Annotated in this window: 34 protein-coding genes; all 34 read left to right on the top strand. The window is 47.6% G+C overall.

Features of this window, described 5'->3' with window-relative positions; genetic code table 11:
* Positions 1-15: 15 nt before the first annotated feature.
* The 34 genes from rplP to JWG39_RS03115 all read left to right on the top strand — a co-directional run bounded on the left by rplP (position 16) and on the right by JWG39_RS03115 (position 24,145).
* Positions 16-432: a 50S ribosomal protein L16 gene (gene rplP, locus JWG39_RS03280; RefSeq protein WP_205217934.1), complete on the top strand. Its 417-nt coding sequence runs from the start codon at positions 16-18 to the stop codon at positions 430-432.
* Positions 429-617 (top strand): 50S ribosomal protein L29, encoded by a 189-nt coding sequence (gene rpmC / locus JWG39_RS03275; RefSeq protein WP_205217933.1) that lies wholly within the window; start codon positions 429-431, stop codon positions 615-617. The genes rplP and rpmC overlap by 4 nt, the downstream gene beginning before the upstream one ends.
* Positions 618-674: 57 nt before the next feature.
* A complete protein-coding gene (gene rpsQ, locus JWG39_RS03270; protein WP_205217932.1) occupies positions 675-938 on the top strand; it encodes a 30S ribosomal protein S17 in 264 nt (87 codons plus the stop codon).
* Between the two features lie 56 nt (positions 939-994).
* Entirely contained in the window at positions 995-1,363 is a 369-nt protein-coding gene (rplN, locus tag JWG39_RS03265; protein WP_205217931.1) for a 50S ribosomal protein L14, read from the top strand.
* A gap of 47 nt (positions 1,364-1,410) precedes the next feature.
* The gene (gene rplX / locus JWG39_RS03260) at positions 1,411-1,743 is read left to right on the top strand and encodes a 50S ribosomal protein L24 (RefSeq protein ID WP_205217930.1); all 333 of its coding nucleotides are present in this window, start codon (positions 1,411-1,413) and stop codon (positions 1,741-1,743) included.
* A gap of 31 nt (positions 1,744-1,774) precedes the next feature.
* Entirely contained in the window at positions 1,775-2,314 is a 540-nt protein-coding gene (gene rplE / locus JWG39_RS03255) for a 50S ribosomal protein L5 (RefSeq protein ID WP_205217929.1), read from the top strand.
* 35 nt (positions 2,315-2,349) lie between these two features.
* Entirely contained in the window at positions 2,350-2,535 is a 186-nt protein-coding gene (locus JWG39_RS03250) for a type Z 30S ribosomal protein S14 (protein ID WP_205217928.1), read from the top strand.
* 44 nt (positions 2,536-2,579) lie between these two features.
* A complete protein-coding gene (gene rpsH, locus JWG39_RS03245) occupies positions 2,580-2,978 on the top strand; it encodes a 30S ribosomal protein S8 (protein ID WP_205217927.1) in 399 nt (132 codons plus the stop codon).
* Positions 2,979-2,999: 21 nt separating this feature from the next.
* On the top strand, positions 3,000-3,536 hold the full coding sequence (gene rplF / locus JWG39_RS03240; protein WP_205217926.1) for a 50S ribosomal protein L6: 537 nt from the start codon (positions 3,000-3,002) through the stop codon (positions 3,534-3,536).
* 78 nt (positions 3,537-3,614) lie between these two features.
* The gene (gene rplR / locus JWG39_RS03235) at positions 3,615-3,980 is read left to right on the top strand and encodes a 50S ribosomal protein L18 (RefSeq protein WP_205217925.1); all 366 of its coding nucleotides are present in this window, start codon (positions 3,615-3,617) and stop codon (positions 3,978-3,980) included.
* Positions 3,981-4,076: 96 nt separating this feature from the next.
* Entirely contained in the window at positions 4,077-4,580 is a 504-nt protein-coding gene (rpsE, locus tag JWG39_RS03230) for a 30S ribosomal protein S5 (RefSeq protein WP_205218008.1), read from the top strand.
* Positions 4,581-4,641: 61 nt separating this feature from the next.
* Positions 4,642-4,824: a 50S ribosomal protein L30 gene (rpmD, locus tag JWG39_RS03225; protein ID WP_205217924.1), complete on the top strand. Its 183-nt coding sequence runs from the start codon at positions 4,642-4,644 to the stop codon at positions 4,822-4,824.
* Position 4,825: 1 nt separating this feature from the next.
* Positions 4,826-5,263 (top strand): 50S ribosomal protein L15, encoded by a 438-nt coding sequence (gene rplO, locus JWG39_RS03220; RefSeq protein ID WP_240191959.1) that lies wholly within the window; start codon positions 4,826-4,828, stop codon positions 5,261-5,263.
* 136 nt (positions 5,264-5,399) lie between these two features.
* Complete coding sequence (gene secY / locus JWG39_RS03215) at positions 5,400-6,704, top strand: preprotein translocase subunit SecY (RefSeq protein ID WP_205217923.1); 1,305 nt, start codon at positions 5,400-5,402, stop codon at positions 6,702-6,704.
* Between the two features lie 126 nt (positions 6,705-6,830).
* Positions 6,831-7,067 (top strand): translation initiation factor IF-1, encoded by a 237-nt coding sequence (gene infA / locus JWG39_RS03210; RefSeq protein ID WP_205217922.1) that lies wholly within the window; start codon positions 6,831-6,833, stop codon positions 7,065-7,067.
* An 11-nt stretch (positions 7,068-7,078) separates the two neighbouring features.
* Positions 7,079-7,192, top strand: coding sequence for a 50S ribosomal protein L36 (gene rpmJ, locus JWG39_RS03205; protein WP_205217921.1), 114 nt, complete (start codon positions 7,079-7,081; stop codon positions 7,190-7,192).
* Between the two features lie 43 nt (positions 7,193-7,235).
* Entirely contained in the window at positions 7,236-7,601 is a 366-nt protein-coding gene (gene rpsM, locus JWG39_RS03200; RefSeq protein WP_205217920.1) for a 30S ribosomal protein S13, read from the top strand.
* 23 nt (positions 7,602-7,624) lie between these two features.
* Positions 7,625-8,005, top strand: coding sequence for a 30S ribosomal protein S11 (gene rpsK, locus JWG39_RS03195; RefSeq protein ID WP_205217919.1), 381 nt, complete (start codon positions 7,625-7,627; stop codon positions 8,003-8,005).
* Positions 8,006-8,049: 44 nt separating this feature from the next.
* Entirely contained in the window at positions 8,050-8,679 is a 630-nt protein-coding gene (gene rpsD, locus JWG39_RS03190) for a 30S ribosomal protein S4 (RefSeq protein WP_205217918.1), read from the top strand.
* 144 nt (positions 8,680-8,823) lie between these two features.
* Entirely contained in the window at positions 8,824-9,864 is a 1,041-nt protein-coding gene (locus tag JWG39_RS03185) for a DNA-directed RNA polymerase subunit alpha (RefSeq protein WP_205217917.1), read from the top strand.
* Positions 9,865-9,914: 50 nt separating this feature from the next.
* Positions 9,915-10,298: a 50S ribosomal protein L17 gene (rplQ, locus tag JWG39_RS03180; RefSeq protein ID WP_205217916.1), complete on the top strand. Its 384-nt coding sequence runs from the start codon at positions 9,915-9,917 to the stop codon at positions 10,296-10,298.
* Positions 10,299-11,070: 772 nt separating this feature from the next.
* Positions 11,071-11,853: a 30S ribosomal protein S2 gene (gene rpsB / locus JWG39_RS03175; RefSeq protein WP_205217915.1), complete on the top strand. Its 783-nt coding sequence runs from the start codon at positions 11,071-11,073 to the stop codon at positions 11,851-11,853.
* A gap of 164 nt (positions 11,854-12,017) precedes the next feature.
* Positions 12,018-12,632 (top strand): translation elongation factor Ts, encoded by a 615-nt coding sequence (gene tsf / locus JWG39_RS03170; RefSeq protein WP_369130560.1) that lies wholly within the window; start codon positions 12,018-12,020, stop codon positions 12,630-12,632.
* A gap of 108 nt (positions 12,633-12,740) precedes the next feature.
* Positions 12,741-13,457, top strand: coding sequence for a UMP kinase (pyrH, locus tag JWG39_RS03165; RefSeq protein WP_205217914.1), 717 nt, complete (start codon positions 12,741-12,743; stop codon positions 13,455-13,457).
* A 31-nt stretch (positions 13,458-13,488) separates the two neighbouring features.
* Positions 13,489-14,043, top strand: coding sequence for a ribosome recycling factor (gene frr / locus JWG39_RS03160; RefSeq protein WP_205217913.1), 555 nt, complete (start codon positions 13,489-13,491; stop codon positions 14,041-14,043).
* A gap of 32 nt (positions 14,044-14,075) precedes the next feature.
* Positions 14,076-14,831: an undecaprenyl pyrophosphate synthase gene (gene uppS / locus JWG39_RS03155; RefSeq protein WP_205217912.1), complete on the top strand. Its 756-nt coding sequence runs from the start codon at positions 14,076-14,078 to the stop codon at positions 14,829-14,831.
* Positions 14,828-15,664, top strand: coding sequence for a phosphatidate cytidylyltransferase (locus JWG39_RS03150; RefSeq protein ID WP_205217911.1), 837 nt, complete (start codon positions 14,828-14,830; stop codon positions 15,662-15,664). The genes uppS and JWG39_RS03150 overlap by 4 nt, the downstream gene beginning before the upstream one ends.
* Positions 15,661-16,815 carry a 1-deoxy-D-xylulose-5-phosphate reductoisomerase gene (locus JWG39_RS03145; RefSeq protein ID WP_205217910.1) on the top strand — a complete coding sequence of 385 codons (1,155 nt, stop codon included), beginning with the start codon at positions 15,661-15,663 and terminating at the stop codon, positions 16,813-16,815. Before JWG39_RS03150 ends, JWG39_RS03145 begins: the two co-directional genes overlap by 4 nt.
* 17 nt (positions 16,816-16,832) lie before the next feature.
* Entirely contained in the window at positions 16,833-17,909 is a 1,077-nt protein-coding gene (gene rseP, locus JWG39_RS03140; protein WP_205217909.1) for an RIP metalloprotease RseP, read from the top strand.
* Positions 17,906-18,613, top strand: coding sequence for a tRNA (adenosine(37)-N6)-threonylcarbamoyltransferase complex dimerization subunit type 1 TsaB (tsaB, locus tag JWG39_RS03135; protein ID WP_205217908.1), 708 nt, complete (start codon positions 17,906-17,908; stop codon positions 18,611-18,613). Before rseP ends, tsaB begins: the two co-directional genes overlap by 4 nt.
* Positions 18,613-19,698, top strand: coding sequence for a flavodoxin-dependent (E)-4-hydroxy-3-methylbut-2-enyl-diphosphate synthase (gene ispG, locus JWG39_RS03130; RefSeq protein ID WP_205217907.1), 1,086 nt, complete (start codon positions 18,613-18,615; stop codon positions 19,696-19,698). Before tsaB ends, ispG begins: the two co-directional genes overlap by 1 nt.
* Positions 19,699-19,743: 45 nt before the next feature.
* Positions 19,744-21,471, top strand: coding sequence for a proline--tRNA ligase (locus JWG39_RS03125; RefSeq protein ID WP_205217906.1), 1,728 nt, complete (start codon positions 19,744-19,746; stop codon positions 21,469-21,471).
* A gap of 11 nt (positions 21,472-21,482) precedes the next feature.
* Entirely contained in the window at positions 21,483-23,657 is a 2,175-nt protein-coding gene (locus tag JWG39_RS03120; RefSeq protein ID WP_205217905.1) for a RelA/SpoT family protein, read from the top strand.
* A 41-nt stretch (positions 23,658-23,698) separates the two neighbouring features.
* Entirely contained in the window at positions 23,699-24,145 is a 447-nt protein-coding gene (locus tag JWG39_RS03115) for a hypothetical protein (RefSeq protein WP_205217904.1), read from the top strand.
* Positions 24,146-24,153: the final 8 nt, after the last annotated feature.

Raw genomic sequence — 24,153 nt, 5'->3', positions numbered from 1 at the left:
TTTTGGAGAATATTCATGTTAAGTCCTAAGAAGGTTAAACACAGAAAGGTTTTCAAAGGCAGATCTAGAGGGATGGCTTATAGAGGCTCATCTATCGCCTTTGGTGAATACGCGCTTAAAGCTCTGTGTTGTGGAAAAATGAGTTCCCAGCAGATTGAATCTGCTCGGATTGCGATTAACAGAACGATGAAACGTGGTGGTAAGGTTTGGATTCGGGTTTTCCCTGATAAGCCATTAACCAAAAAGCCCGCTGAGACTCGTATGGGAAAAGGTAAAGGAGCTCCTGATTCATGGGTTGCAAAGATAAAACCTGGTACTATCCTGTACGAAGTAACAGGTGTCAGTGAAGATGTGGCAATAGAGGCACTTACTCTGGCTGGGAATAAACTTCCCTTTGCTACCAAAGTGATTGCAAAAAGGAGCGTATTATGAAAATCGATGAGATCCGTAATATGTCGGCCGAAGATATGGACGATAAGCTCAAGAATCTTCGTGTTGAACTGGGGCGTATCAGTTTTCAACATCGGTTGCGCCCTCTTGAGGATACTTCACGTCTTAAAAAAATTAGAACAGACATTGCCAGAATTGAAACTGTCAAGCGGGCTTCTGCCAATTAATTAGAAGCGACAATATTCTGGCTTAGTCGATGACTGGGAAATAGACAATTGACTATTATGAGCGATACAATCAATAAATCCAGAAAGACAAGAACAGGTTCTGTTGTCAGCAACAGGATGGAAAAAAGTGTAGTTGTCAAAGTCGAACGTAAAGTGCGCCATAAACTTTACGGTAAATTTGTTAAAACATGTGTCAAATACCTGGCGGATGATCCGGAAAATCAGTGCAATATCGGGGATACTGTTCTTATTGAAGAGTGTCGTCCTCTGAGTAAGCGTAAAAGATGGCGGGTCAAATCAATTGTGGAACAGGCAGTTTGATAATCGTTCAGTGAGGTCTGGTCCGGTATTTTCAGACCTTTACAACAGGTGATATTATGATACAAACAGAAACAGTACTCAATGTTGCTGATAATTCTGGAGCCAAAAAGATCCTTTGTATTCGGGTTCTTGGGGGGTCTGGCAAACGGTATGCCTCGATTGGAGATGTTATCGTGGTTACTGTTAAGGAGGCTTTACCCAATGCTAAAGTCAAAAAAGGTGATGTGATGAAGGCAGTTGTCGTTCGCACTGCCAAAGAGATCCGTCGCACGGATGATACATGGGTCAAGTTTGATGATAATGCAGCTGTTATGCTGGCGACGGGCGGAGAGCCGCTCGGTACGCGTATTTTTGGCCCTGTTGCCAGGGAGCTTCGTAATCTTGGCTTTATGAAGATTATTTCCCTTGCACCTGAGGCTCTTTGATTGCGACTTTTCAGTAACAGTATTTTGAATATAGAAGGGTTAACACAATGAGACAAGGTAAGACATACCTGAAAAAGAATGATCAGGTTGAGGTTATTGCCGGTAAAGACAAAGGCAGAGTTGGTAAAGTCCTCCGGGTTCTACGTGATGAGAACAAGGCCATTGTTGAAAGGATTAATATAATTAAGCGTCATACCAAAGGACGCGAGATGAATCAACAGGGGCAAATTGTTGAAAAAGAGGCCCCTCTTCATGTTTCAAACATTCAGCTTATCTGTCCCGAGTGTACGAAAGCAGGTCGCATTGGGAAGAAAATTCTTGAAGATGGAACAAAGGTTCGATTCTGCAAGAGCTGTGGCGAATCCATCGACAAAAAATAATTAATCCTAAGATGATCTACGGAGAGTGACAATGAGTGCACTTAAAGACATATATATTAATGAATGTATTCCTTCACTTAAGAAGGAATTCGGGTATAAAAGCGTCATGCAGATCCCGAAGATTGAGAAGGTTGTTCTCAATATGGGGTTGGGGGAGGCTGTTCAAAACCCAAAAATTGTGGACGGTGCTGTTGAAGAAATGACGGCTATTTCCGGCCAGCGTGCGGTAGTAACTCATGCCCGGAAATCGATAGCTACATTTAAGCTGAGAGAGGGGATGCCTATTGGTTGTCGAGTTACTCTCCGCAGGCAGAAGATGTATGATTTCTTAAGTAAATTGATAAATATCGCTCTCCCGCAAGTTCGTGACTTCAGAGGTATTTCGCCCAAAGGATTTGACGGTCGGGGGAATTATTCTCTTGGTGTTCAGGAGCAGATTATTTTTCCTGAAATTGATTATGACAAGATTGATAAAATCAAGGGACTCAATATTACTATCGTTACGAGCGCAAATACTGATGAGGAAGGCCGTTGTCTGCTTCGTGATCTTGGGATGCCGTTCAAAAAATAATTTAATAAAGTACTTTTGTATATTTGGAGGTCGTTTTGGCTAAAAAGTCTATTATCGCAAAGGCGGCACGTAAACCGAAGTTCAGCGTGCGTAAATACAATAGATGTCCCCTCTGTGGGAGACCGCGTGGTTTCATCCGCAAGTTTGGTGTTTGTCGAATCTGTTTTCGTAAATTTGCGTCCAGTGGTGAAATTACAGGTGTTACCAAGTCGAGTTGGTAATTGTCACTTTACGTATAATAAGTTGAAATAAAGGAGTGTTCGCCATGTCCATGAGCGATCCGCTGGCAGATATGCTGACCAGGATTAGAAACGGTGTTAGAGCTAAATTTGAATCAGTAGAAATGCCGAGTTCGAATATGAAAGTCAATGTCGCCAAGGTTCTCAAAGAAGAAGGATTTATCTCGGGTTACACTGTCCAGGATAACAGTATCCAAGGGGTCTTGAAGGTAGATCTCAAATATGGTGCAAATCAGCAGCCCGTTATTATCGGGATAAAACGTGTCAGTAAGCCTGGACTTCGTCGCTATTGTAAAGCCTCTGATATCCCCCGTGTCCTTGAGGGATTTGGTATTGCTATTGTATCAACTTCAAAAGGTGTTGTAACTGATCGTGTTGCACGTTCACTGAACGCAGGTGGCGAGATTATCTGCGAAGTATGGTAACTATATCCGGAGGAAGATAAAATGTCTCGTATAGGTAAGCAACCCATTGCCATTCCGGATGGTGTTAAGATCGAATTGTCTGGTCAGAAAATTACCGTAACAGGTGGAAAAGGTAGCCTTCAGCGTAATATTATTAAAGATATTGGTGTGTTAGTTGAAGATAACCAGATCAAAGTTTCCAACAAAGTCGAATCGACCCGTGTCAATGCTTTTCGTGGTCTTACACGGAGCCTGATTCATAATATGGTTATTGGTGTTACTGACGGATTTAAGAAAGTTCTTCTCATCGAAGGCGTGGGGTATAAAGCTGCTGTCAAGGGCTCCAGTCTGGTTCTTAACGTCGGATACTCAAATCCTGTAGATTTCCCGTTGCCAGCAGCTGTTAGTGCAAAGGTTGACAGTAATACTACTATTCTTCTCGAATCAATAGATAAAGAGCTCCTTGGTCTTGTTGCAGCGAAGATTCGTCAGGTGCGTAAACCTGAGCCGTACAAAGGAAAAGGTATTCGCTATGCAGATGAGCATATTGTCCGGAAAGTTGGTAAATCCGGTGCCTGATCGAAATGTCTGGCTGGGTTGTCCAGACTATTGTCTTTTACGCAAACTGATGACTGAATAAGGAAAAACGGTATAGTCATGTCAAAAACAAATTCAAAAGCTGTCGCGCGGTTGAAGCGCATTCGCAGAATCAGAAAAAAAATATCTGGAACGACTGAACGCCCGAGACTTCGAGTGTTTAAAAGTAACAAGCACATATATGCTCAGATTATAGATGATTCTCAGGGGCATACTCTTATCTCCATGTCGACTCTTGATAAAGGGTATGTCGCAGGAGAAGAAACAGCAAAAGTCCCTGCAGCTAAATCTATTGGTAAAGTTCTTGCCGAACGTGCCAGGGCTGCTGGACTGAACAAAGTTGTATTTGATCGTGGTGGTGCTGCATATCATGGTCGTATTAAATCTCTTGCCGAGGGTGCAAGAGAAGGTGGTCTTGATTTCTAATTTATCCTATGGATTGCAAAAGCACTGGCTTCTTAATAGAGGGGCCTGTCTTCGGAATCTGGAATTTTATATATTTAGGGGGTTCCCTTGTCTGACATGAAACGGGCCAAAGGGTCGGCAGCTGACGATTTGATTGAAAAGATTGTTTTTATCAACCGTGTTGCCAAAGTGGTAAAAGGTGGGAGAAGATTTAGCTTTAGTGCCATTGTTGTTGTCGGTGATGGTAAAGGGAAGGTTGGTTATGGGCTTGGTAAGGCCAACCAGGTTCCTGAAGCGATCCGTAAAGGTGTAGAAAGAGCCCGTAAATCCATGTTTGCTGTTGCTCTTACAGAGTTCTCAATCCCGCATACTGTTGAGGGACATTTCGGAGCCGGACATGTACTTCTCAAGCCTGCTTCTGACGGTACCGGTGTTATTGCTGGTGGCCCTGTTCGTGCGGTGCTTGAAGCGGCTGGTGTATCTAATATTCTTACCAAATGTATTGGATCCAACAACCCTCATAATATGGTAAAGGCGACTCTTGCCGGCCTCAGGGATCTCCGTTCTGCAGAAGAAATTGCAGCGTTGAGGGGGAAAACCGTTGAAGAAATAATGGCCTGATCCAGGTTATCTTATACACCAATATTTCTTATACACCAATATTGTTAGCAGGATGGTTACTATGGCTGAAACAATTACTTTTACACAGGTAAAAAGTGGCATTGGGAGCACCAAAAAAATCAATGCTACTCTCTGCGGTCTTGGACTCACCAGGATGCATAAAACTATTACACGAAAAGACACTCCTGAAATCCGTGGCATGCTTGCCAGGGTTCAGCATCTGATTCGTATTGAGGAGAACTGAAATGATAGATCTTAGTAATCTTTCTCCCAGTGCAGGGGCAACGAAGCAACGCAAGCGTCTTGGACGTGGTCCCGGCAGTGGCCATGGAAAGACTGCAGGTCGCGGTCATAAGGGATTTAAGTCTCGCTCCGGTTCTGGTGTAAAGCCCGGATTTGAAGGTGGACAAATGCCTTTGCAGCGGCGACTTCCTAAACGGGGTTTTACCAACCCTTTCAGCAAGGTGTATGCTTTGGTTTCACTTGATCAGCTTTCGTCTTTCGAAGCAGGATCAATTGTCTCGAAAGATGCTTTGGTTGAAGCTGGTATTGTTCAGTCTGATGCCCTGGTCAAAGTCCTTGCAAACGGGAAAATTGACAAGGCCGTAACCGTGCAGGTTGACAAGGTATCCAGGGGGGCTCGCTCCCTGATTGAGGCTGCCGGTGGACAAGTTGTTGATTAAGGCCCGGAATACGCTTTTGCTTATATAAGTATCACCATGGACAGACAGTCCGGGGTGATACTTTTTTTGCTTATATGAAATTAGTGGCTGTCGGAATATGACTACGCCGCTTACCACTTTTAAAGGGTAGGTTATCATGAGTGGAATTGGAAGTGCTGCCGGGATCCCAGAATTGAGGCGGCGTATTCTGTTTACGTTGATTATGCTTGCTGTCTATCGTATAGGAGTTCAAATTCCGACGCCTGGAATTAATGGCGAAGCTCTTGGTGCTTTTTTTGATCAGAACAGCAAGACACTGTTCGGCATGGTGAATATGTTCTCTGGCGGTGCATTGAAGAACTTTTCTGTGTTTGCTCTGGGGATTATGCCCTATATCAGTGCCTCTATTATTATTCAATTGCTTACAGTAGTGATTCCTCAGCTTGAAGATTTGAAAAAGGACGGGCAGGCCGGCCAGAGGAAAATCACTCAATATACCCGTTACGGGACGGTTTTACTCAGTATTATTCAAGGGGCTTTTATCGCAAGAGGTCTGCAGGGGATGAGCGGGCCTAATGGAGCAGCCATCGTTCAGGATCCCGGAATTCAGTTTATTCTGATGACTATTCTCACGCTGACGACCGGCACGGCTTTTATCATGTGGCTTGGTGAACAGGTGACTGAAAGGGGAGTTGGAAATGGTATCTCTCTCGTTATTTTTGCCGGGATTGTTGCATCCGGTCCTGCTGCAGTTGGCAGTTCTATAAAGCTGATTGAGGCTGGAACGATACCTCCGTTTTATATTCCCATTTTTCTCCTCTTTATGTTTTTTGTTGTTGCGGTAATTGTTTTCTTTGAAACGAGTCAGAGGCGGATACCCATATCCTATGCAAAGAGAGTTGTCGGCAGACGTGTCTATGCCGGGCAGAATTCTCATCTGCCGTTGAAAATAAATATTTCCGGGGTTATTCCACCAATTTTTGCATCCTCTATTATGATGTTTCCTGCGACAATTGGTGCTTTCATCCAGGTTGACTGGGTTCAGAGAGTGAGTTCTGCACTGTCTCCGGGGTCTGTCTGGTATTACCTCTGTTATGTTGTAATGATTGTTTTCTTCTGCTTTTTTTATACAGCTGTTACTTTTAAACCAGATGATGTTGCTGATAACTTAAAGAAAAATGGCGGGTTTATTCCCGGAATTCGTCCAGGGCAGAAAACTGCGGATTTTCTTGATAAGGTATTAACCAGACTTACCGTGGTTGGGGCTGCCTACCTCAGTGTTGTCTGTGTATTGCCTACTGTTCTTATCAGTCAGTTTAATGTGCCTTTTTATTTCGGGGGTACTGCACTTCTTATTGTTGTGGGTGTTGCTATCGATACTATTTCGCAGATAGAATCTCATCTTCATATGCGAAATTATGAAGGTTTTATGAAGCAGGGCAGGGTCTCTGGGCGGAGATGAAGACAATGACCCGAGAGAGATCGTGGCGATTACTCCTTCAAAAATAAAAAAAAAGCTTCCAAAAATCGTGTAAGCTGGTTATAATACCGTTTTTTTAGGACGTTTAAAGGAAATCTCGAGGGATACATGTCAAAAGAAGAAGCTATTGAGGTCGAGGGTACGATTGTTGAGCCTTTACCGAACGCGATGTTTCGTGTTGAACTGGATAATGGACATAAGGTGCTTGCTCATATTTCTGGGAAGATGCGTATGCACTTCATTAAGATTCTGCCTGGTGATCGTGTTACTGTAGAGCTTTCACCCTATGATTTGACCCGGGGGAGAGTTACTTTTCGTACTAAAAATGCTAAAAAGAGAAAATAGAGGGCTTAATTATGAAAGTACGTTCATCAGTTAAAAAGATCTGCAGCGATTGTAAAGTCTATAAGCGCAAGGGTGTTGTGCGCGTTGATTGTAAAGTAAAAAAGCATAAACAAAGACAAGGGTAATTAGCCGTCTATATATCTATAAGCTTTTTCAAGGAGAATTATCTTGGCACGTATAGCAGGGGTTGACCTTCCTAAAAATAAACACATGGACAGGGCATTGACTTATATCCACGGTATTGGATTGACGTCAGCCCGTAAAATTCTTGATGAAGTCGATTTGCCTTACACCATGAGCAGTGATGATCTTGATGGTGAAGATGTGAATCGCATTCGTAAGGTTCTTGAAGCAGAATATGTAGTTGAGGGTGATCGGAGGCGTGCGGTATCCATGGATATCAAACGACTCACTGATCTTGGTTGTTATCGGGGTAGGCGACACAGAATGGGCCTTCCATGCCGTGGACAAAAAACTAAAACCAATGCCAGAACCTGCAAGGGGCCGCGTAGAGGCGCTTCTCGGCGTAAGTAATCGAAATTTAACAGGTGTTAACAATGGCTGTCGCTAAAAAGAAAAAGGTAAAAAAGAACGTATCTGAGGGTGTGGTGTTTGTTTATTCTACATTCAACAATACGATCGTTACTATTTCAGATAAGCAGGGCAATGTCGTATCCTGGTGCAGTGCCGGAGTTCTCGGATTTAAGGGCTCACGTAAAAGCACCCCCTTTGCCGCTCAAAATGCTCTCACTGATGCTGCAAAGAAGGCCTCTGATCTTGGTATGCGCAAGGTTGAAGTACGTGTTAAAGGTCCTGGTCCAGGAAGAGAAGCAGCTCTGCGTGCACTGATTAACACGGGGTTTGAAGTAAACAAAATCAGTGACGTCACACCCATCCCGCATAACGGCTGTAAACCGCCTAAGCGTCGGCGTGTGTAAGCTCATTTTATTTGAATTTTCATTAAACTGAATGGAGGCCGAGGTTGGCTAGAAATGTCGGTGCCGCATGTCGTCGATGCAGGCGAGAAAATATGAAGTTGTTTCTTAAGGGAGATCGCTGTTATTCCGACAAGTGCTCCTTTGAACGTCGGGCGTTCGCGCCCGGGCAACATGGGCAGGCTCGCTTCAAAAAGCAATCGGACTATGCTGTTCAGTTGCGTGAGAAGCAAAAAGTAAAGAGCCTTTATGGACTTCTTGAGGGACAGTTTCATCTTACGTTCCTGAAGGCAGAACGTCAAAAGGGCGTGGCTGGTGAAAACCTTCTTGTCCTTCTGGAGCGCAGACTTGATAATGCAGTGTTTCGCATGGGGTTTGCAGCGTCTCGGAATCAGGCTCGACAGCTTGTCCGTCACAGCCATGTTCTTGTGAATGGTAAAAAAGTGAATATCCCTTCTTTTTTGGTTTCTGAAGGTGATGTTGTGAGTATTCGTGAAAAAAGCCGTACTAATACTGCTGTTATTGACAGTCTTGAAATAGTTGCCCGTCGTGGTGTACCAAGTTGGATTGAGTTGGACAAAGACAACTTCAAGGCCACTGTGAAAGCTCAGCCCAACAGGGACGAGATTACCATGCCTATTCAAGAGCATCTTATCGTTGAACTTTACTCTAAATAATTGAATGGCATTGTAAGGTTTATCGTTTTGTCAGGTCTGTATGGCCATGTCAAAATGATAAACCTTTTTGTCGTAACTTCTTTTATTTATAGTTTTTGTTGTCCCTTTAACATTTTGTTGTCCCTTTAACAGTAAAGGAAATCCATGACTCAGGCAGCAGATGATAAAATTCCGTTTCACCGTAATTGGCTTGAGCTGATTACTCCGGATCGGATTGAAATTGATCCTGACAAGAATTCCGACACATATGGTAAATTTGTCTGCCAGCCTCTTGAAAGAGGCTTCGCGACGACTATTGGTAATTCGCTTCGTAGAATTCTTCTTTCGTCTATTCAGGGTGTAGCTATAACCTCTGTTAAGATTGAGGGGGCGCTCCATGAATTTACTCCCATGAAGGATATCATGGAGGACGTGAGTCAGATTATTCTTAATTTGAAACAGATACGTCTTCGACTTCTCTCTGGTGATTCTCAAAAAGTTACTCTCTGTAAAACCGGACCAGGTATAGTCACTGCAGGAGATATTGATGGGAACCTGATGGTTGAAGTTCTGAATCCTGAGCAAATTGTCTGCACTCTTACCGGAGATGTTACATTCCAGGCTGAGTTGACAGTTGAGTGGGGGAAAGGGTATCAGCCTTCTGAAAAGATGAATAAGGACGATTTGTCGATTGGACAGATTCCGATTGATGCTATTTTTACACCCATCAAGAAGATGCAGCATGTGACATCGCAGGCTCGTGTAGGTCAGCAGACTGATTATGATAAATTGACTCTTGAAATTGAGACGGATGGCAGCCTGAAACCTGAAAATGCATTGGCGTATGCTGCCAAAATTCTCAAGGAACAGATGACCATTTTCATCAATTTTGATGAAGAAAAAGCCCGTTCTCAGGTCGTTAAACGTCAGGAAGAAGAGGTCGAACCTCTGAATCCCTATCTTGACAAGCCTGTAGAGGATCTTGAACTGTCTGTCCGCTCAGCGAACTGCCTCAAGAATGCAGATATCAATTATATTGGTGATCTTGCTCAGAAAACAGACCAGGAAATGCTCAAAACCAAAAATTTTGGTCGCAAATCTTTAAATGAAATCAAGGTTCTTCTCGCTGAGATGGATCTCTCGCTGGGCATGAAATTTGATAATTGGATTCCGCCTCACCAGCGGGCCGAGAGTGAAGAATCGTAATCTTTTATTTGTGATACCCAAGTGGTTGCAAACATTTTGAGGAAAAAGACATGAGACATCAATATGCAGGAAGAAGACTTGGACGGACCACCTCTCATCGGGTGGCCATGCTCAGGAATATGGTTACTTCTTTGTTTGAACATGAGCGTATTGTTACAACTACTGAGAAGGCAAAAGAACTTCGCCCTGTTGCCGAGAAAATGATTACTCTTGGCAAAAGGGGCGATTTACATGCGCGCCGGCAGGCTCTCAGTTTTATTCGAAGCGTAAGTGTAGTTGACAAACTTTTTAATGAAATAAAAGATAAGTTTGAAGATCGGAAAGGTGGGTATACACGTATTCTCCGTACCGGAACCCGGCAAGGTGATTGTGCGAGCATGGCTATCATTGAGCTTGTTGGGTACGAAGAAAAAATTGAGACCCCTGAAGCTTAATTGCTTCTTTTCCCTGATTTTTTTTTGAGCCGGTGTGAAAGATTTTCCTTTCACACCGGCTTTTTTTTTCGTGTTTATCCGTATCCATTTGTGGTTCCTTTTGCAATTTGTAACCACGAATTTTCACGAACAGGGACAACGCATTAAACGAAAACGTTTGTATCCGGAGTTAAGCCGTACAGTGTACCAGAATTATTATGAATAAGATTGGCTGCCACGGAAAACACGGAAGGACACGGAGAACATCAATTATCTCAAAGCAACCACAAGGGCATTCTCATCTGGTTTTTCCAGTAATAATTCGTGGTTCCTTTTGTCGTTTGTAACCACGAATGGACAAACAGGATGCAAAACGGGTTACAACTTAATAGGAATGGTATTATTCGTTGGCAAAAAGTTTTTGCCTTTAAATTCGCCAATAGAAAGTGAAAATGGCATTAAGTAAGGTCAGAACTTAATAGAAATGGTATAAGTTTGATATCGGAGTCTGGGGCTTCCCTCCGGGGATAATTTTTGACTGCAACGAAGAAGAGGGGGCGAAAGACTGGTTCTTCGATGTACTCCTCTGTTTCCCACACAGCCGGATATACCGGAGATGATGCTGTTGAACAGTTGCAAGGTTGCATTAACTTTCTCCTTATGCTAAAATACGGGGTTTATTTTTGCAGGTTGACCAAAGGGGTCTCCCTGTTATTACACACATCCCTGCAGAAACTGGTGCCGTATGTTGCGGTTGATGGGGATGGAGGATTAAACCAGATGGAGAAATACCATGGTTAACGTTTCTGTTCGTGACATGTTACAGGCTGGCGTCCATTTTGGCCATCAGACCAGACGCTGGAATCCAAAGATGAAGCCCTATATTTATGGACCGCGTAACGGTATTTATATCGTTAATCTTGATGTCACCAAAAAACTTTTTGACAAAGCATGTAATTTTATAACGAATGAGGTGAAGCAGGGCGGGGACGTACTGTTCGTCGGGACAAAGCGTCAGGCTCAGGCAATCATTAATGAAGAAGCCTGTCGTTGTGGCATGTTTTATGTCGATCATCGCTGGCTTGGTGGCATGTTGACAAATTTCCAAACGATTAAAAACAGTATTGATCGTTTGAAATCTATTGAATCCATGCAGGCTGACGGCTCCATTAACCGCTTTCCCAAGAAAGAAATTTTGCTTATGGAGAAGGAACGCATCAAGTTGGAGCGCAATGTCGGGGGGATTAAAAATATGAAAAGCCTTCCTTCTGTGATCTTCATCATTGATCCACGAAAAGAATCGATAGCCGTTACTGAAGCAGTGAAATTAGGAATTACGGTCGTTGCTGTTACTGATACGAACTGCGATCCAGACAATATTGATTATATTATCCCTGGGAATGATGATGCCATTCGTTCCATTACACTCATGAGCCATAATATTGCCGAGTCTGTGCTTGCCGGTAAGGCTCTGCGTGATGGTGAAAATGCTTCTGATGAAGCCGTTGCTGCCGCTATGTCTGATGCTGGTGCCGAGATGGCAGCAGCAGGGGACAGCCAGGGGGCAGATGCCTGATTCATGTTGACCCCTTCAATGTGTTAAGAAAAAGGGGTCGCTGTGACGACCCCTTTTCTTTGTACAGGAGACGGTGACTGCGTTCCCTTTTTTAATTGTGCCGCTACCTTTGCGGCCTGCGTTATAGTAACCAGGGCCCTGTCATTTCATGGTCCGGCAATAGAATATTCAAGGAGATAATCATGGCAATTACCAGCAAAATGGTAAAAGAGCTGCGGGATAAAACTCAGGCTGGGATGATGGATTGCAAAAAAGCGCTTGAAAAGACTGACGGCGATATGGAGCAGGCTGTTGATCTGCTCCGCCAGAAAGGTCTTTCTGTCGCTGCAAAGCGCGCTGATCGTGCAACCAGTGAAGGTGTTGTTGAAACATACATTCATGCGGGGGGAAAACTCGGTGTGCTTGTCGAGATAGGTTGTGAAACTGATTTTGTTGCCAGAAATCAAGATTTTACAACGTTTGCACGGGACGTTGCCATGCACATTGCCGCAACAAACCCGGTCGCAGTTGTGCGGGAAAATATTCCTGAAGAAATTCTTAACCGCGAAAGAGAAATTTATATTCAACAGGCTCTTGATTCTGGAAAACCTCAAGCAATTGCTGAGAAAATGGTTAAGGGGAAGCTTGATAAATTTGTCGCTGAGGTTGCATTGCTTGAGCAGAAGTTTGTCAAGAATCCAGACCTTACTATTCAAGATCTGTTGAGTGACATTATAGCCAAGATGGGTGAAAATATTTCAATTAAACGTTTCGCCCGTTTTCAGGTCGGCGGGAATTAATTCCTGTTCGATTTTCGCAGACGACGGTTTCTCCGCCGTCTGCAACTTTTCCCCACTTGTTGTGCATTCCTTCTAACATTTATCCTGCCGTATAAGAGGAGTCCCGCCATGTCAGATTTGAAATATAAACGTATTCTCCTTAAACTCAGTGGTGAAGCCCTGATGGGCAGTGACAGTTATGGTATCAATACGTCGGTGCTGGATTTCGTGGCTGGAGAGGTAAAGGACCTTGTTGCCTTCGGGGTCGAGCTCGGCATTGTTGTCGGTGCAGGCAATATTTTTCGCGGTGTAGCCGGAGCATCCAGGGGGATGGACCGTACCACAGCGGATAATATGGGCATGCTGGCTACCGTTATCAACAGTCTCGCCATGCAGGATGCGTTAGAACGCAAACTGGTTACCACCCGTGTAATGTCCGCTATTCCCATGCAGACAGTTTCGGAGCCCTACATCCGGCGACGGGCTACCCGTCACCTCGAAAAGGGCAGGGTCGTTATTTTCGCTGCAGGTACGGGTAATCCCTATTTTACAACCGATTCTGCCGGGGTTTTACGGGCACTTGAAATTGATGCTGATGTTATTATTAAAGCGACCAAGGTTGACGGCGTTTATGATAAAGATCCTGTAAAATTTCCTGATGCAGTAAAATATGAAGAGTTGACATCTTCTGATGTCCTGCGGAAAAATTTACGCGTCATGGACGCTGCGGGTATTGCCCTTGCGCGTGAGGATAATTTGCCGATTATGGTGTTAAACATGAATGTGAGAGGTAATATTCTTAAAGCGGCGATGGGCGGGAAAGTTGGTACTGTAATTCATGCATGAATCTGTTGTTGTCAAATATGAGGAACGAACTATGAGTGATGTAATTGCAGAAATGTCAGATAAAATGAGCAAAAGTATTGAGGCGTTCAAGGTTGATCTCTCCAAAATTCGTACAGGGCGGGCCAGCATCAGTATCCTTGATGATATAACTGTAGATGCCTATGGTGGCAGTATGCCGCTTAATCAGGTCGGAACGATAACCATTCCGGAAAGCCGTATGATTGCCATTCAGCCCTGGGATCCCCAGATGCTGCCAGCCATTGGGAAGGCTATTCTCAAGTCTGATATCGGTCTTAACCCTGACAATGACGGCAAGATTATCCGCCTCAATATTCCGCAACTTACCGAAGAACGCCGTAAAGTCCTTGTCAAACAGGTGAAGAAGATTGCTGAAGAGTTCCGCGTTGCTGTTCGCAATGTCCGCCGCGATGCTATTGAGACTCTCAAAAAACAAAAGAAAGATAAAGAAATCTCCGAAGACGATCTGTTCAAATTGCAGGATGATGCTCAAACTGCCACAGTTATGCATATCAAGCAGATTGATGAAGCCACTGCCAGCAAAGAAAAGGAGGTCATGGAAGTCTGACGTCTGAGGGCGCGGTCTTCTGTTTTTAATTCATGGACAACATTCTCGACTCTCTTGATCTTACCCGCCTCCCCCGCCATGTTGCAATAATCATGGATGGAAACGGGCGATGGGCCAAACGACAAATGAAGCCCCGTCTTTTTGGTCATCGAGCCGGCGCAGAATCTGTACGTGATATTGTTGAGACGTGCAGGGAGATTGGTATTGAATATTTGACGCTCTATGCTTTTTCATCAGAGAACTGGCGTCGCCCCCAGGAGGAGGTCAGTGGATTGATGTCGATCCTGCAAAAATACCTTCAGTCCGAACTGCGTAAGATGCTGCAGAACAGCATCCGGCTTTGTTCCATAGGTAATCTCAGTCGCCTTCCAGCTTTCGTTCGAGAGACGCTGGAAGAAACTATTGAACAAACGAAAAACAACTCCGCTCTCACTCTTACCCTCGCTCTCAGTTATGGCGGCCGTGATGAGATCGTGCGGGCTGTTCGCAGTACCGCGAATTGTTGTCTTGATGGACAGCTGCAGGTTGAGGATATTGATGAAAAGTATTTTTCTTCCCTCCTTGATACCAGGGGAATCCCTGATCCTGATTTGATGATCCGTACCGGGGGCGAAGCACGTCTTTCCAATTTTCTCCTCTGGCAGCTTTCCTATGCTGAGATTTGCTTTTCCGATGTTATGTGGCCGGATTTCAGGCGAACAATTTTTCTTGAAACACTGGTTGATTATCAACGCCGCGAACGTCGCTTCGGGCGCACTGGCGAACAACTGAGGTGCCAGTCACGATGAAACGTATCATTCCCGGAATTTTGCTTGCCGCCTTCTGGTTATTGATTCTGCTGTACGGTTGTGTCTCTCTTTTCAACGTTGTTGTGGCTGCTGCGGCAGCCATTGCCGCTGATGAGTATGTGCGTATGACCATACCCCGGGGGGAGGAGAGTCGTCGATTTGCTCTCTTTCAGCGTCTCTTTTATGATCTGCTTCTCTGCTCTCCCGTTCTTGCGGCGATGATCTGGCCACTCCCAAAAAGTTTGCTGGCTGCAGCGCTTCTCAGCTTTCTCCTTCTTTCCTGTGAGCAGATCATTCATTTTGGTCGTAAAAGTCCGAAGGATAGCTTTCTCTGTTTTACCCGCATCTTCTTTGGCATCTTCTACGTCGGGATTCTCTCTGCCCATCTCTGCCTTACCCGCAACCTTCCGGAAGGAAATATCTGGATCCTGCTCGCCACTGCTGTTACTGCGGGCTCCGATACTGGTGCCTATTTCTGCGGCAAACAATTTGGACGCCATACACTCTGTCAGGCCGTAAGCCCTAAAAAAACTATAGAAGGGGCAATTGGAGGCGTTCTCAGTGCCATTGCCGCCATCCTCATATTCGGTTTCTGGCTTCTTGAAACGCCTGATGTTCTGTTCCTCTCGGGGCTGGCCATTATCCTTTCCCTTTTGGGAATTCTTGGTGATCTTACCGAGTCCATCATTAAACGCGGTACGGGAATAAAAGACTCCGGTGTTATCCTCGGCGGGCACGGCGGTGTTCTCGACCGGGTTGACTCGTTGCTCTTTGCTGTTCCGGCACTGTACTGGTTTCTCATCTGTTTTACCGATTCTCCTGTGATCCCATGACAACACTCTCTCTGCTTGGTGCTACCGGTTCCATCGGTGTGAACACCCTCAATGTTGTCCGGCAGTATCCGCAGCGCTTTAAGGTCGCCGCCATGGCTGCCGGAAAAAACGTGCAACTTTTTGCCCGTCAGATTCGCGAATTCAAGCCGGAACTGGTCTCAGTGCTTGATGACGTGCGGGCCGTGGAACTGCGCAGTCTCATCCCGGAATTTAAAGGGGAAATCCTTCATGGTGCCGAGGGAAACCGCACAGTGGCAACTCATGGTGATTCCACCCTTGTTCTTTCCGCCATTGTTGGCGCAGCGGGCCTGCTGCCCACTCTTGCAGCAATTGAGGCGGGAAAGGATATTGCTCTTGCCAATAAAGAGACACTCGTCATGGCCGGTCGGCTGGTGATGGAGTCTGTGCGTCGCAAAGGGGTAGCTCTTCTGCCGGTGGATTCGGAACACTCTGCAATTTTTCAGTCTCTTGCCGCCGGTCGCCGGGAGGATCTGCATAAGATACTTCTCACGGCATCCGGCGGGCCGTTTCGTGGCAGGAATATGGCGGAGCTTGCTGACATTACCCCTGAGCAGGCACTGGCACACCCCAACTGGAACATGGGGCCGAAAGTATCCATTGATTCTTCTACCCTGATGAACAAGGGGCTTGAGGTTATTGAAGCGCGCTGGTTGTTTGATGTTACCGCAGAAAATATTGAGGTTCTTGTCCATCCGCAGTCCATCGTCCACTCCGCAGTGGAGTTTCGCGACGGCTCCATCATCGCACAGCTCGGTATTCCCGACATGCGACTGCCGATCGCTTATGCACTTTCCTGCCCTGAACGAATGGAGCTGGGAATGAAGCGACTCAGCCTTACAGACTGTGGCTCTCTTGAATTCTACAAACCCGATCTTAAGGTCTTTCCTGCTCTGCAGCTTGCCTTTGATGCAATCGCCGGAGGCGGAGTACTTCCCGCAGTTCTCAATGCTGCCAATGAGGTTGCCGTGGCGGCGTTTCTTGCGGGCCGACTGAAATATCTGCAAATCGCCGAGACAGTTGCGAGGACAATTGATATAGTTCATGATGGGCGGGAAGATGAACTTGAAGCTATTCTCGCTGCGGACAGCCGTGCCCGTAAAGAAGCATCACACATTATTGATTCCCTCTAATTCTTCTTCTGAGTTTTATGACTACTCTGATTGCATTTATAATTGTTCTTGGTGTTCTTATCTTCATCCACGAATTTGGGCACTTCTTTTTTGCCAAAATGGCTGGGGTGCGGGTACTCAAATTTTCCCTTGGTTTCGGGCCGGTTCTCGCCAGTAAAACCATAGGGGAAACGGAGTATGCCCTCTCAGCAATACCTCTGGGGGGTTTTGTCAAAATGTTTGGTGAGAACCTGGATGAGCAGGATATCTCCGAGGCTGACCGCGATGCGTCCTTTATATACAAACCTTTGTGGAAGCGTTTTCTCATTGTTCTCGCCGGGCCACTCTTCAATTTGCTTTTTCCCATTCTGCTCTTCTTTTGTGTTTTCCTCGTCGGTGGAGTCCCTTCCGGTGTTAATATGTATGCCGAGGTCGGAGGGCTGGTGAAAAGCTCTCCCGCCGACCGTGCGGGTGTGCAGGAGGGAGATCTTATCCGTGAAATTGATGGGACCCGTATCGAAAAGTGGAGCGATGTGGTCACAACGGTGGGGGAAAGCAAGGGAGAAAAATTAGATTTTCTCCTTGAACGGGAGGGGAAACAGGTTGAGCTGACGATCACCCCGGAAAAAGAGATGACGCGGGATATCTTCGGCAAAGAAGCGGGCGAGCGCTGGCTGGTGGGCATTAACGGACGGTCCGATGTTATCTATACACGGGTTGGCCCGGTGGATTCTCTGAAGGAGGCAACCCTCAGTACATGGAACATCTTTACCCTCATTCTGAAAGGGATGGAGCAGCTTGTACTCGGCAATGTACCTGCGTCTCAGCTCGGTGGCCCGATTCTCATTGCCCAGGAGGCAGGCAACAGACTGCAGCATGGCTGGGGGGAGCTGGCCTTCTTCATGGGGCTGATCAGTATCAACCTTGGTATTCTCAACCTGCTGCCCATTCCAGTGCTCGACGGTGGGCACCTGATGTTTTTCACCATTGAGGCAATCACGCGCAAACCGATGAACGAGAAGGTCATGGTTTTCGCCCAGCAGATTGGTGTTGGCCTGCTTGGCACACTGATTATATTTGCTTTTTATAATGATATCATGCGGTTGATTGGGTGAAAATTCTTTCCTTTGACACCGCAACTCCATTCTGTACCGTTGCCATTACTGAAGGCACCATTCGGCAGGGCCAGGTTCTTGCTTCATTGACATTCAGAGGAATCACTCACTCGCGACGGCTGCTTGCCTCGGTTGACATGTTGATGCGGGGGCTGGAACTCGGCTGGTCTGATCTTGCCGGGGTGGCTGTCGGTTTCGGACCGGGAAGCTTCACGGGGCTGCGCATTGGCATGGCCACCGCCAGAGGATTGACCTTTTCTGCCGGACTGCCGCTGCTCGGCTGCTCAACCCTTGAGCTGGTCGCGGCCGGGGCCGGTGAACATTTCCCGGGAGAACGGATCTGTGCGGTGCTGGATGCCCGCAAAAAAGAGGTCTATGCCCAGTGTTTTCAGCTTGAAGAGGGGCGAATTACCAGGCGTGAAGAACCGATGGTTCTTCCACCCCTTGAACTGGCATCCTGCCTTGCCGGGTCTGTTCTCTTTGCTGGAGATGGTGCGGTTCTGTACCACGAAATACTGAAAAAGGAACTTGGGGAAAGGGCACGCTTCGCTCCTGCGTGGTGCAACCATCCTGCCGCAGATGTTCTTGGCTTTCTCGGCGCTGAACAGCTTGAAGCAGGGGAGAAGGTGGCGGGGGCAGATGGTGCGCCACTCTATATCCGCAAGTCGGATGCTGAACTTAATCTTGCACAGAAGAGGACGTAATGATAACGCGACGCGCAACAAAGGAGATCTCAGTTGGTACGGTGAAAATCGGTGGCGACAACCTTATCTCCGTACAGTCGATGACCAATACCGATACCCGCGATGTGGATGCTACTGTCGCCCAGATCAAACGCCTTGAAGCTGCCGGTTGTGATATTATCCGGGTAGCTGTCCTTGATGAAGAGGCCGCCGGAGCCATTCGAGCCATTCATGACGCCATTTCCATTCCCGTGATCGCCGATATCCATTTCAAGTATCGCCTCGCCATTGCTGCCATGGAAAATGGTGCCGATGCCATTCGCATCAATCCCGGCAACCTTGGCGGGGAAGAGAAGACCAGGATGGTGGTGGAAGCTGCAAAAATGCACCGTGTTTCCATCCGGGTGGGAGTGAACAGTGGTTCTATTGAAAAGGATCTGCTGGAAAAATACGGTTACCCTGACGAAAAGGACAGCAGTGCATTGATTGAGAGTGCCCTGCGCAACGTTCGTCTGGTAGAAAAATATGGCTGGGATCAAATTAAGATCTCCATTAAATCTCCAGACGTCCTCACTACTATCAGCAGTTACCGCCAGCTTTCTGCTGCCACCGACTATCCGCTGCATATCGGCGTAACAGAGGCAGGCGGACTGATTGCCGGGACGGTAAAATCGAGTCTGGCCCTCGGCATGCTGCTCTTCGAGGGTATTGGTGACACCCTGCGCGTTTCCCTGACCCGTGATCCGGTTGAAGAGGTTCGGGTTGGCTTTGAGCTGCTGCGTTCTCTGAAGATTCGGGTCCGTGGTCCCGAGCTGATCTCCTGCCCGACCTGCGGCCGAACTCAGATTGACCTTTTCAGTCTCGCCGAAGAGGTCGAGCGAATAGTGCAGACCATGGAGAGTCCGCTGAAGGTGGCGGTAATGGGCTGTGTTGTGAATGGTCCGGGAGAGGCCAAACAGGCGGATATAGGTATCGCCGGAGGGAAAGGATTCGGACTCATCTTTAAAAAAGGCGTTATCTGGAAGAATGTTCCCGAGGATGAACTGCTCACTGTCTTTGTCGGTGAGCTGCGTAAGATGGACACAGAATATAAAAACAGAGGGTGAGGCTGCGCCCGCCCCCCCCCTATAAATATTTTACAGGAAGCAATTATGCGATATTCAGAAACTCTGCTCCCCACCCTGAAAGAAACCCCCGCCGACGCCGAGGTTATCAGCCATCAGTTGATGCTGCGTGCCGGTTTCATCCGTAAACTTACTGCCGGAGTGTATTCCTATCTGCCGCTTGGCCTTAAAGCCATCCGCAAGGTGGAGAATATTGTTCGTGAAGAGATGAACCGTGCCGGAGCGCAGGAGCTGCTGCTGCCGATGGTGCAGCCCGCTGAACTTTGGAAAGAGACCGGCCGCTATCAGAAATATGGTCCGGAGCTGTTGCGTTTCAAAGACCGGCACGAACGTGAATCCTGCCTCGGACCGACGCATGAAGAGGTGATAACCGATCTGGCCCGTCGCGAAATTCATTCCTGGCGTAATCTGCCGATTAATCTTTACCAGATTCAAACGAAATTCCGCGATGAAATTCGTCCGCGTTTTGGCCTGATGCGGGGCCGCGAATTTATTATGAAAGATGCCTACAGCTTTGACGTGAGTGACGAGGCGGCCTTGATTTCCTATCAGAAGATGTTTGATGCCTACAAACGCATCTTCACCCGCTGCGGATTGGATTTCCGCGCCGTGCAGGCGGATTCCGGTGCTATCGGCGGTAATTATTCCCACGAATTCATGGTACTGGCCGCTACGGGTGAGGATACCATCGTTGTCTGTAATGAGTGCGATTACGCTGCCAATATGGAGAAGGCCGAGGTTGCAGCACCTGCTGCAGGTAACGATGATGCACCTCTGGATCTCGAAAAAGTGGAGACCCCTGGTAAGCGCAAGGTTGTCACAGTCTGTGAATTTCTCGGTATCAATCCGCAGCAACTGGTGAAGACCATGGTGTACCGGGTGGAGAAAGGCGACGAGGTTGAGTTTGTTGCAGTCTGTGTACGTGGAGACCGGGAGGTTGAGGAGGTGAAGCTGAAAAATCTTCTTGGTGCCTCAGAAGTTGAACTGGCAGAAGATAAGGCTGTGTTCGATGCTACCGGCGTTCCCACAGGGTATCTTGGTCCTGTAGGGATCAGGATTCGCCTTGTCGCTGATCAGGAAGTGGCAGCCATGCGCAATTTCTACGCTGGTGGTAACGAAAAAAATATCCATATGAAAAACATCAACTGCGGCCGCGATTTTACTCCGGAAGCAGTCGCTGACCTGCGCCAGATCACCATCGAAGACCCCTGCCCGCAATGCGGCGGCAGGCTTAGTCTCACCGAGGGAATTGAGGTCGGGCATGTCTTCAAACTGGGTACCCGCTACTCTGAGGCAATGAATGCCACCTTCCAGGACAGCGACGGGCTGGAAAAGCCGCTGGCCATGGGGTGCTACGGTATCGGTGTTACCCGTGTTGTGGCAGCAGCCATAGAACAGAATCATGACAGAGACGGGATCATCTTCCCCCTGCCTCTTGCGCCGATGCAGGTGGTAATCGTGAATCTTGGTACCGATGATGAAGAAATCACCGGTGCGGCGGAAAATCTCTATGCTGAACTGCAGGCCGAGGGAGTTGACGTTCTCCTTGATGACCGTGAAGAGCGGCCAGGAATCAAGTTCAAGGATGCTGATCTGCTTGGTATTCCCTGGCGGATTACCGTGGGACGCGGTTTTAAGAAGGATGGTAATTTCGAGTTGCGCAATCGCCGCAGCGGCGAGGTGGAGTCTCTTGCACCTGAAAGTGCAGCCAGAGAGTTGAAATCCCGTATTGTCAGAGAGTTGCAGATCGACTGAGAGAATAAGTTATGAGTGAGTATTCCGAAATAACGGAGCTTAAGGTTCTGCTCGGCAACTACCTGCCGCCGGAGACTACGGTAAATCTGGATGAAGCGTGGGAGTTTGCCTGCAAGGTACATAAGGGGCAGCACCACTTTTCCGGTAAACCGTACCTTGAGCACGTCAGTGCGGTGGCGCAGACGCTTGCCTCCATGCAGCTTGATTATGACACTGTACTTGGCGGCCTGCTGCACGGCGTAATGCGTCATGGCGGGATACCTTTTAAGGAACTGGAGCACAAATTCGGGGAAGATGTCGCCTCCATTGTAGACGGAATGAGTCGGGTGACCCGTGTGGTTTATAACACTCAGCTCGCCTCCAAGGCGAATTCGATGCGGAAGATGCTGCTGGCTGTTGCCAGTGATATCCGGGTATTGCTTATTCGCCTCGTTGACCGGTTGCAGGATATGTTTTCACTGGATACCGTTAATCGCGAAATGCAGATTAGCATATCACGTGAGACCATGGATATTTACGCGCCGCTGGCCAGCCGCCTCGGGATTGAGTGGCTTAAGCGTGAGCTGGAAGACACGGCCTTCAGTTATCTGTATCCTGAAGAGTATGCCTCCCTTGAGGCGAAAATGAAGGTCTCTCTTGAGGACCGTCAACGGTACGTTGATGAAGTCCTTGCTCTTCTCAAGAAAAGTCTCGCTGACGGAGGAGTGTATCCACTCCGTGTCTACGGTCGGCCAAAACATCTCTATTCTATCTACAAAAAACTCATTGCCCAGAATATCACGCTGGAGAAGGTGTATGACAAGGTTGCGTTCCGTATCATCGTCAATACTATCCCGGAATGCTACGGAGCTCTTGGAGTTATCCACTCCATGTGGTCGCCTATTCAGGAACGCATCAAGGACTTTATCTCCGTTCCCAAAACCAATAACTATCAGTCTATGCATACCACCGTGCTGGGCCCGCGCGGTCACTTCATTGAGATTCAGATTCGCACCGATGAGATGGACAAGGTTGCCCAGGAAGGGGTTGCCGCCCACTGGGCCTACAAAGAGGGAGCCAGTGCCAACACCCGTGACACGAAACTTTTCCATGAACTGAAGAAGCTGGTCGCGTCTTTACAGGAGGTTGAAGATCCCCGGGAGTTTATGGACAGTCTGATGGCTGAGCTTTACGATCCGGAGGTTTTTGTCCTTACTCCCGGCGGTGAGGTGCGTGAGCTGCCAGCGGGGAGCTGTCCCATCGATTTTGCCTACTCTATCCACACTGAGATTGGGGATCACTGCATCGGTGCCAAAATCGGTAATCGCCATGTACCCCTGAAGTATGAGCTCCAGAACGGTGACGTCGTAGAGATCATCACCTCGGCAACTCAACAGCCCAAACGGGACTGGCTGGATCTGGTCAAAACAGGGCGGGCCCGTGCCCGGGTACGTTCCTGGCTGCGCCGTGAGGAGAAGGAGAAAGCCCTGCAACTTGGTCGGGAGATCTGCGATCAGGCGATTCGCCGTCATCAGATGTCCCTGAAGAAGATTATTAAGTCGGGTCATATTCGCCTCCTGCTCAAAGCCGTGCATTGCAACTCCCTTGATGATTTATTGATCAAGGTGGGCAGTGGCGTGATTGCGGTTGAGAATATCACTCGTGCACTGCAGCCCGCTGAGGTACCTGCTGCTGGTACCGGCCCCATGGAAATGAGCCTTGAAAGGATTGGCGAGATTGCGGCTGGCGGTAAATCACAGAGTGTGAAGGACGGCTCCGGGGTCGATATTGACGGTGTGGAGGGGATACTGGTCAAACTCAGTAAGTGCTGCAGTCCCATTCCGGGAGATGATATCGTTGGCTTTATCACCATCGGACATGGAGTATCGATCCACAAGGCAAACTGTCCAAACCTCAAGCATGCTGATCCCAACCGTCTGATTGCGGTGAACTGGGCGGGAATTGCGGAGAAAACCTTTCAAACTACAATCTTTCTCCAGGCTGACAATAAACGCGGGCTCTTCGCCGAAGTTGGGGGAGTTATCACAGCTGAAGGCTCCAACATTGTTGAAGTCACTGCCCACTCTTCTCCTGAGGACCAGGCGCAAATGACCATTGTTGTCGAAGTGGAAGGTGCTGAGCAGATGCGAACCCTTTTGCAGCACCTCCGCCAGCTTCCCGGAGTTATATCCGCACGTCGAATGTAATGGAGTTGTAATGGCGGGGGAAAAGATGAGAGGGTAGTATCATGTTCGTTCACTGTGAGACCTGTGGAAATAGAATTAGAGCTGAGAGCGCAGTTTGTCCATTTTGCGGCAGCAAACAGACTCCTGGAGGCGGACGGAAAAAATTCCGCCGCAGGACGATTAACTTGAAATATGACCTGCCCACCGTTGAGGATGCCCTGCAGCGGATGACGCAGCGAATTGGAGAGGCAAAGCACAGCGGAATCACTCTTCTTGTTCTGATTCATGGTTACGGATCGAGTGGTCGCGGCGGCAGCATTCGGGTGGAGTGCCGCAAGGTGCTTGATTACCAGGCGAGTCTTGGAGAAATTGGCGGCTATCTTGCCGGAGAGGCATTTTCACAGAACCTCCGGGCAGCAAAGCACTGGTTGCAACGCTACCCAAAACTGGCTGAGAGTGAATATCTTAACCGTGGAAACCAGGGAATAACCCTTGTTTTCCTTCGCTGAATTATCCC

The organism is Desulforhopalus vacuolatus (genome assembly GCF_016918505.1).
In the GTDB taxonomy this organism is placed as follows: domain Bacteria; phylum Desulfobacterota; class Desulfobulbia; order Desulfobulbales; family Desulfocapsaceae; genus Desulforhopalus; species Desulforhopalus vacuolatus.
This window is presented reverse-complemented; position numbering and strand designations above follow the sequence as displayed.

Bases quoted from the DNA above. Each gene is read 5' to 3' on its own strand.
- rplP (WP_205217934.1), top strand. From the start codon at position 16: ATGTTAAGTCCTAAGAAGGTTAAACACAGAAAGGTTTTCAAAGGCAGA.
- rpmC (WP_205217933.1), top strand. From the start codon at position 429: ATGAAAATCGATGAGATCCGTAATATGTCGGCCGAAGATATGGACGAT.
- rpsQ (WP_205217932.1), top strand. From the start codon at position 675: ATGAGCGATACAATCAATAAATCCAGAAAGACAAGAACAGGTTCTGTT.
- rplN (WP_205217931.1), top strand. From the start codon at position 995: ATGATACAAACAGAAACAGTACTCAATGTTGCTGATAATTCTGGAGCC.
- rplX (WP_205217930.1), top strand. From the start codon at position 1,411: ATGAGACAAGGTAAGACATACCTGAAAAAGAATGATCAGGTTGAGGTT.
- rplE (WP_205217929.1), top strand. From the start codon at position 1,775: ATGAGTGCACTTAAAGACATATATATTAATGAATGTATTCCTTCACTT.
- rpsH (WP_205217927.1), top strand. From the start codon at position 2,580: ATGTCCATGAGCGATCCGCTGGCAGATATGCTGACCAGGATTAGAAAC.
- rplF (WP_205217926.1), top strand. From the start codon at position 3,000: ATGTCTCGTATAGGTAAGCAACCCATTGCCATTCCGGATGGTGTTAAG.
- rplR (WP_205217925.1), top strand. From the start codon at position 3,615: ATGTCAAAAACAAATTCAAAAGCTGTCGCGCGGTTGAAGCGCATTCGC.
- rpsE (WP_205218008.1), top strand. From the start codon at position 4,077: ATGAAACGGGCCAAAGGGTCGGCAGCTGACGATTTGATTGAAAAGATT.
- rpmD (WP_205217924.1), top strand. From the start codon at position 4,642: ATGGCTGAAACAATTACTTTTACACAGGTAAAAAGTGGCATTGGGAGC.
- rplO (WP_240191959.1), top strand. From the start codon at position 4,826: ATGATAGATCTTAGTAATCTTTCTCCCAGTGCAGGGGCAACGAAGCAA.
- secY (WP_205217923.1), top strand. From the start codon at position 5,400: ATGAGTGGAATTGGAAGTGCTGCCGGGATCCCAGAATTGAGGCGGCGT.
- infA (WP_205217922.1), top strand. From the start codon at position 6,831: ATGTCAAAAGAAGAAGCTATTGAGGTCGAGGGTACGATTGTTGAGCCT.
- rpmJ (WP_205217921.1), top strand. From the start codon at position 7,079: ATGAAAGTACGTTCATCAGTTAAAAAGATCTGCAGCGATTGTAAAGTC.
- rpsK (WP_205217919.1), top strand. From the start codon at position 7,625: ATGGCTGTCGCTAAAAAGAAAAAGGTAAAAAAGAACGTATCTGAGGGT.
- JWG39_RS03185 (WP_205217917.1), top strand. From the start codon at position 8,824: ATGACTCAGGCAGCAGATGATAAAATTCCGTTTCACCGTAATTGGCTT.
- rplQ (WP_205217916.1), top strand. From the start codon at position 9,915: ATGAGACATCAATATGCAGGAAGAAGACTTGGACGGACCACCTCTCAT.
- rpsB (WP_205217915.1), top strand. From the start codon at position 11,071: ATGGTTAACGTTTCTGTTCGTGACATGTTACAGGCTGGCGTCCATTTT.
- pyrH (WP_205217914.1), top strand. From the start codon at position 12,741: ATGTCAGATTTGAAATATAAACGTATTCTCCTTAAACTCAGTGGTGAA.
- frr (WP_205217913.1), top strand. From the start codon at position 13,489: ATGAGTGATGTAATTGCAGAAATGTCAGATAAAATGAGCAAAAGTATT.
- uppS (WP_205217912.1), top strand. From the start codon at position 14,076: ATGGACAACATTCTCGACTCTCTTGATCTTACCCGCCTCCCCCGCCAT.
- JWG39_RS03150 (WP_205217911.1), top strand. From the start codon at position 14,828: ATGAAACGTATCATTCCCGGAATTTTGCTTGCCGCCTTCTGGTTATTG.
- JWG39_RS03145 (WP_205217910.1), top strand. From the start codon at position 15,661: ATGACAACACTCTCTCTGCTTGGTGCTACCGGTTCCATCGGTGTGAAC.
- rseP (WP_205217909.1), top strand. From the start codon at position 16,833: ATGACTACTCTGATTGCATTTATAATTGTTCTTGGTGTTCTTATCTTC.
- ispG (WP_205217907.1), top strand. From the start codon at position 18,613: ATGATAACGCGACGCGCAACAAAGGAGATCTCAGTTGGTACGGTGAAA.
- JWG39_RS03125 (WP_205217906.1), top strand. From the start codon at position 19,744: ATGCGATATTCAGAAACTCTGCTCCCCACCCTGAAAGAAACCCCCGCC.
- JWG39_RS03120 (WP_205217905.1), top strand. From the start codon at position 21,483: ATGAGTGAGTATTCCGAAATAACGGAGCTTAAGGTTCTGCTCGGCAAC.
- JWG39_RS03115 (WP_205217904.1), top strand. From the start codon at position 23,699: ATGTTCGTTCACTGTGAGACCTGTGGAAATAGAATTAGAGCTGAGAGC.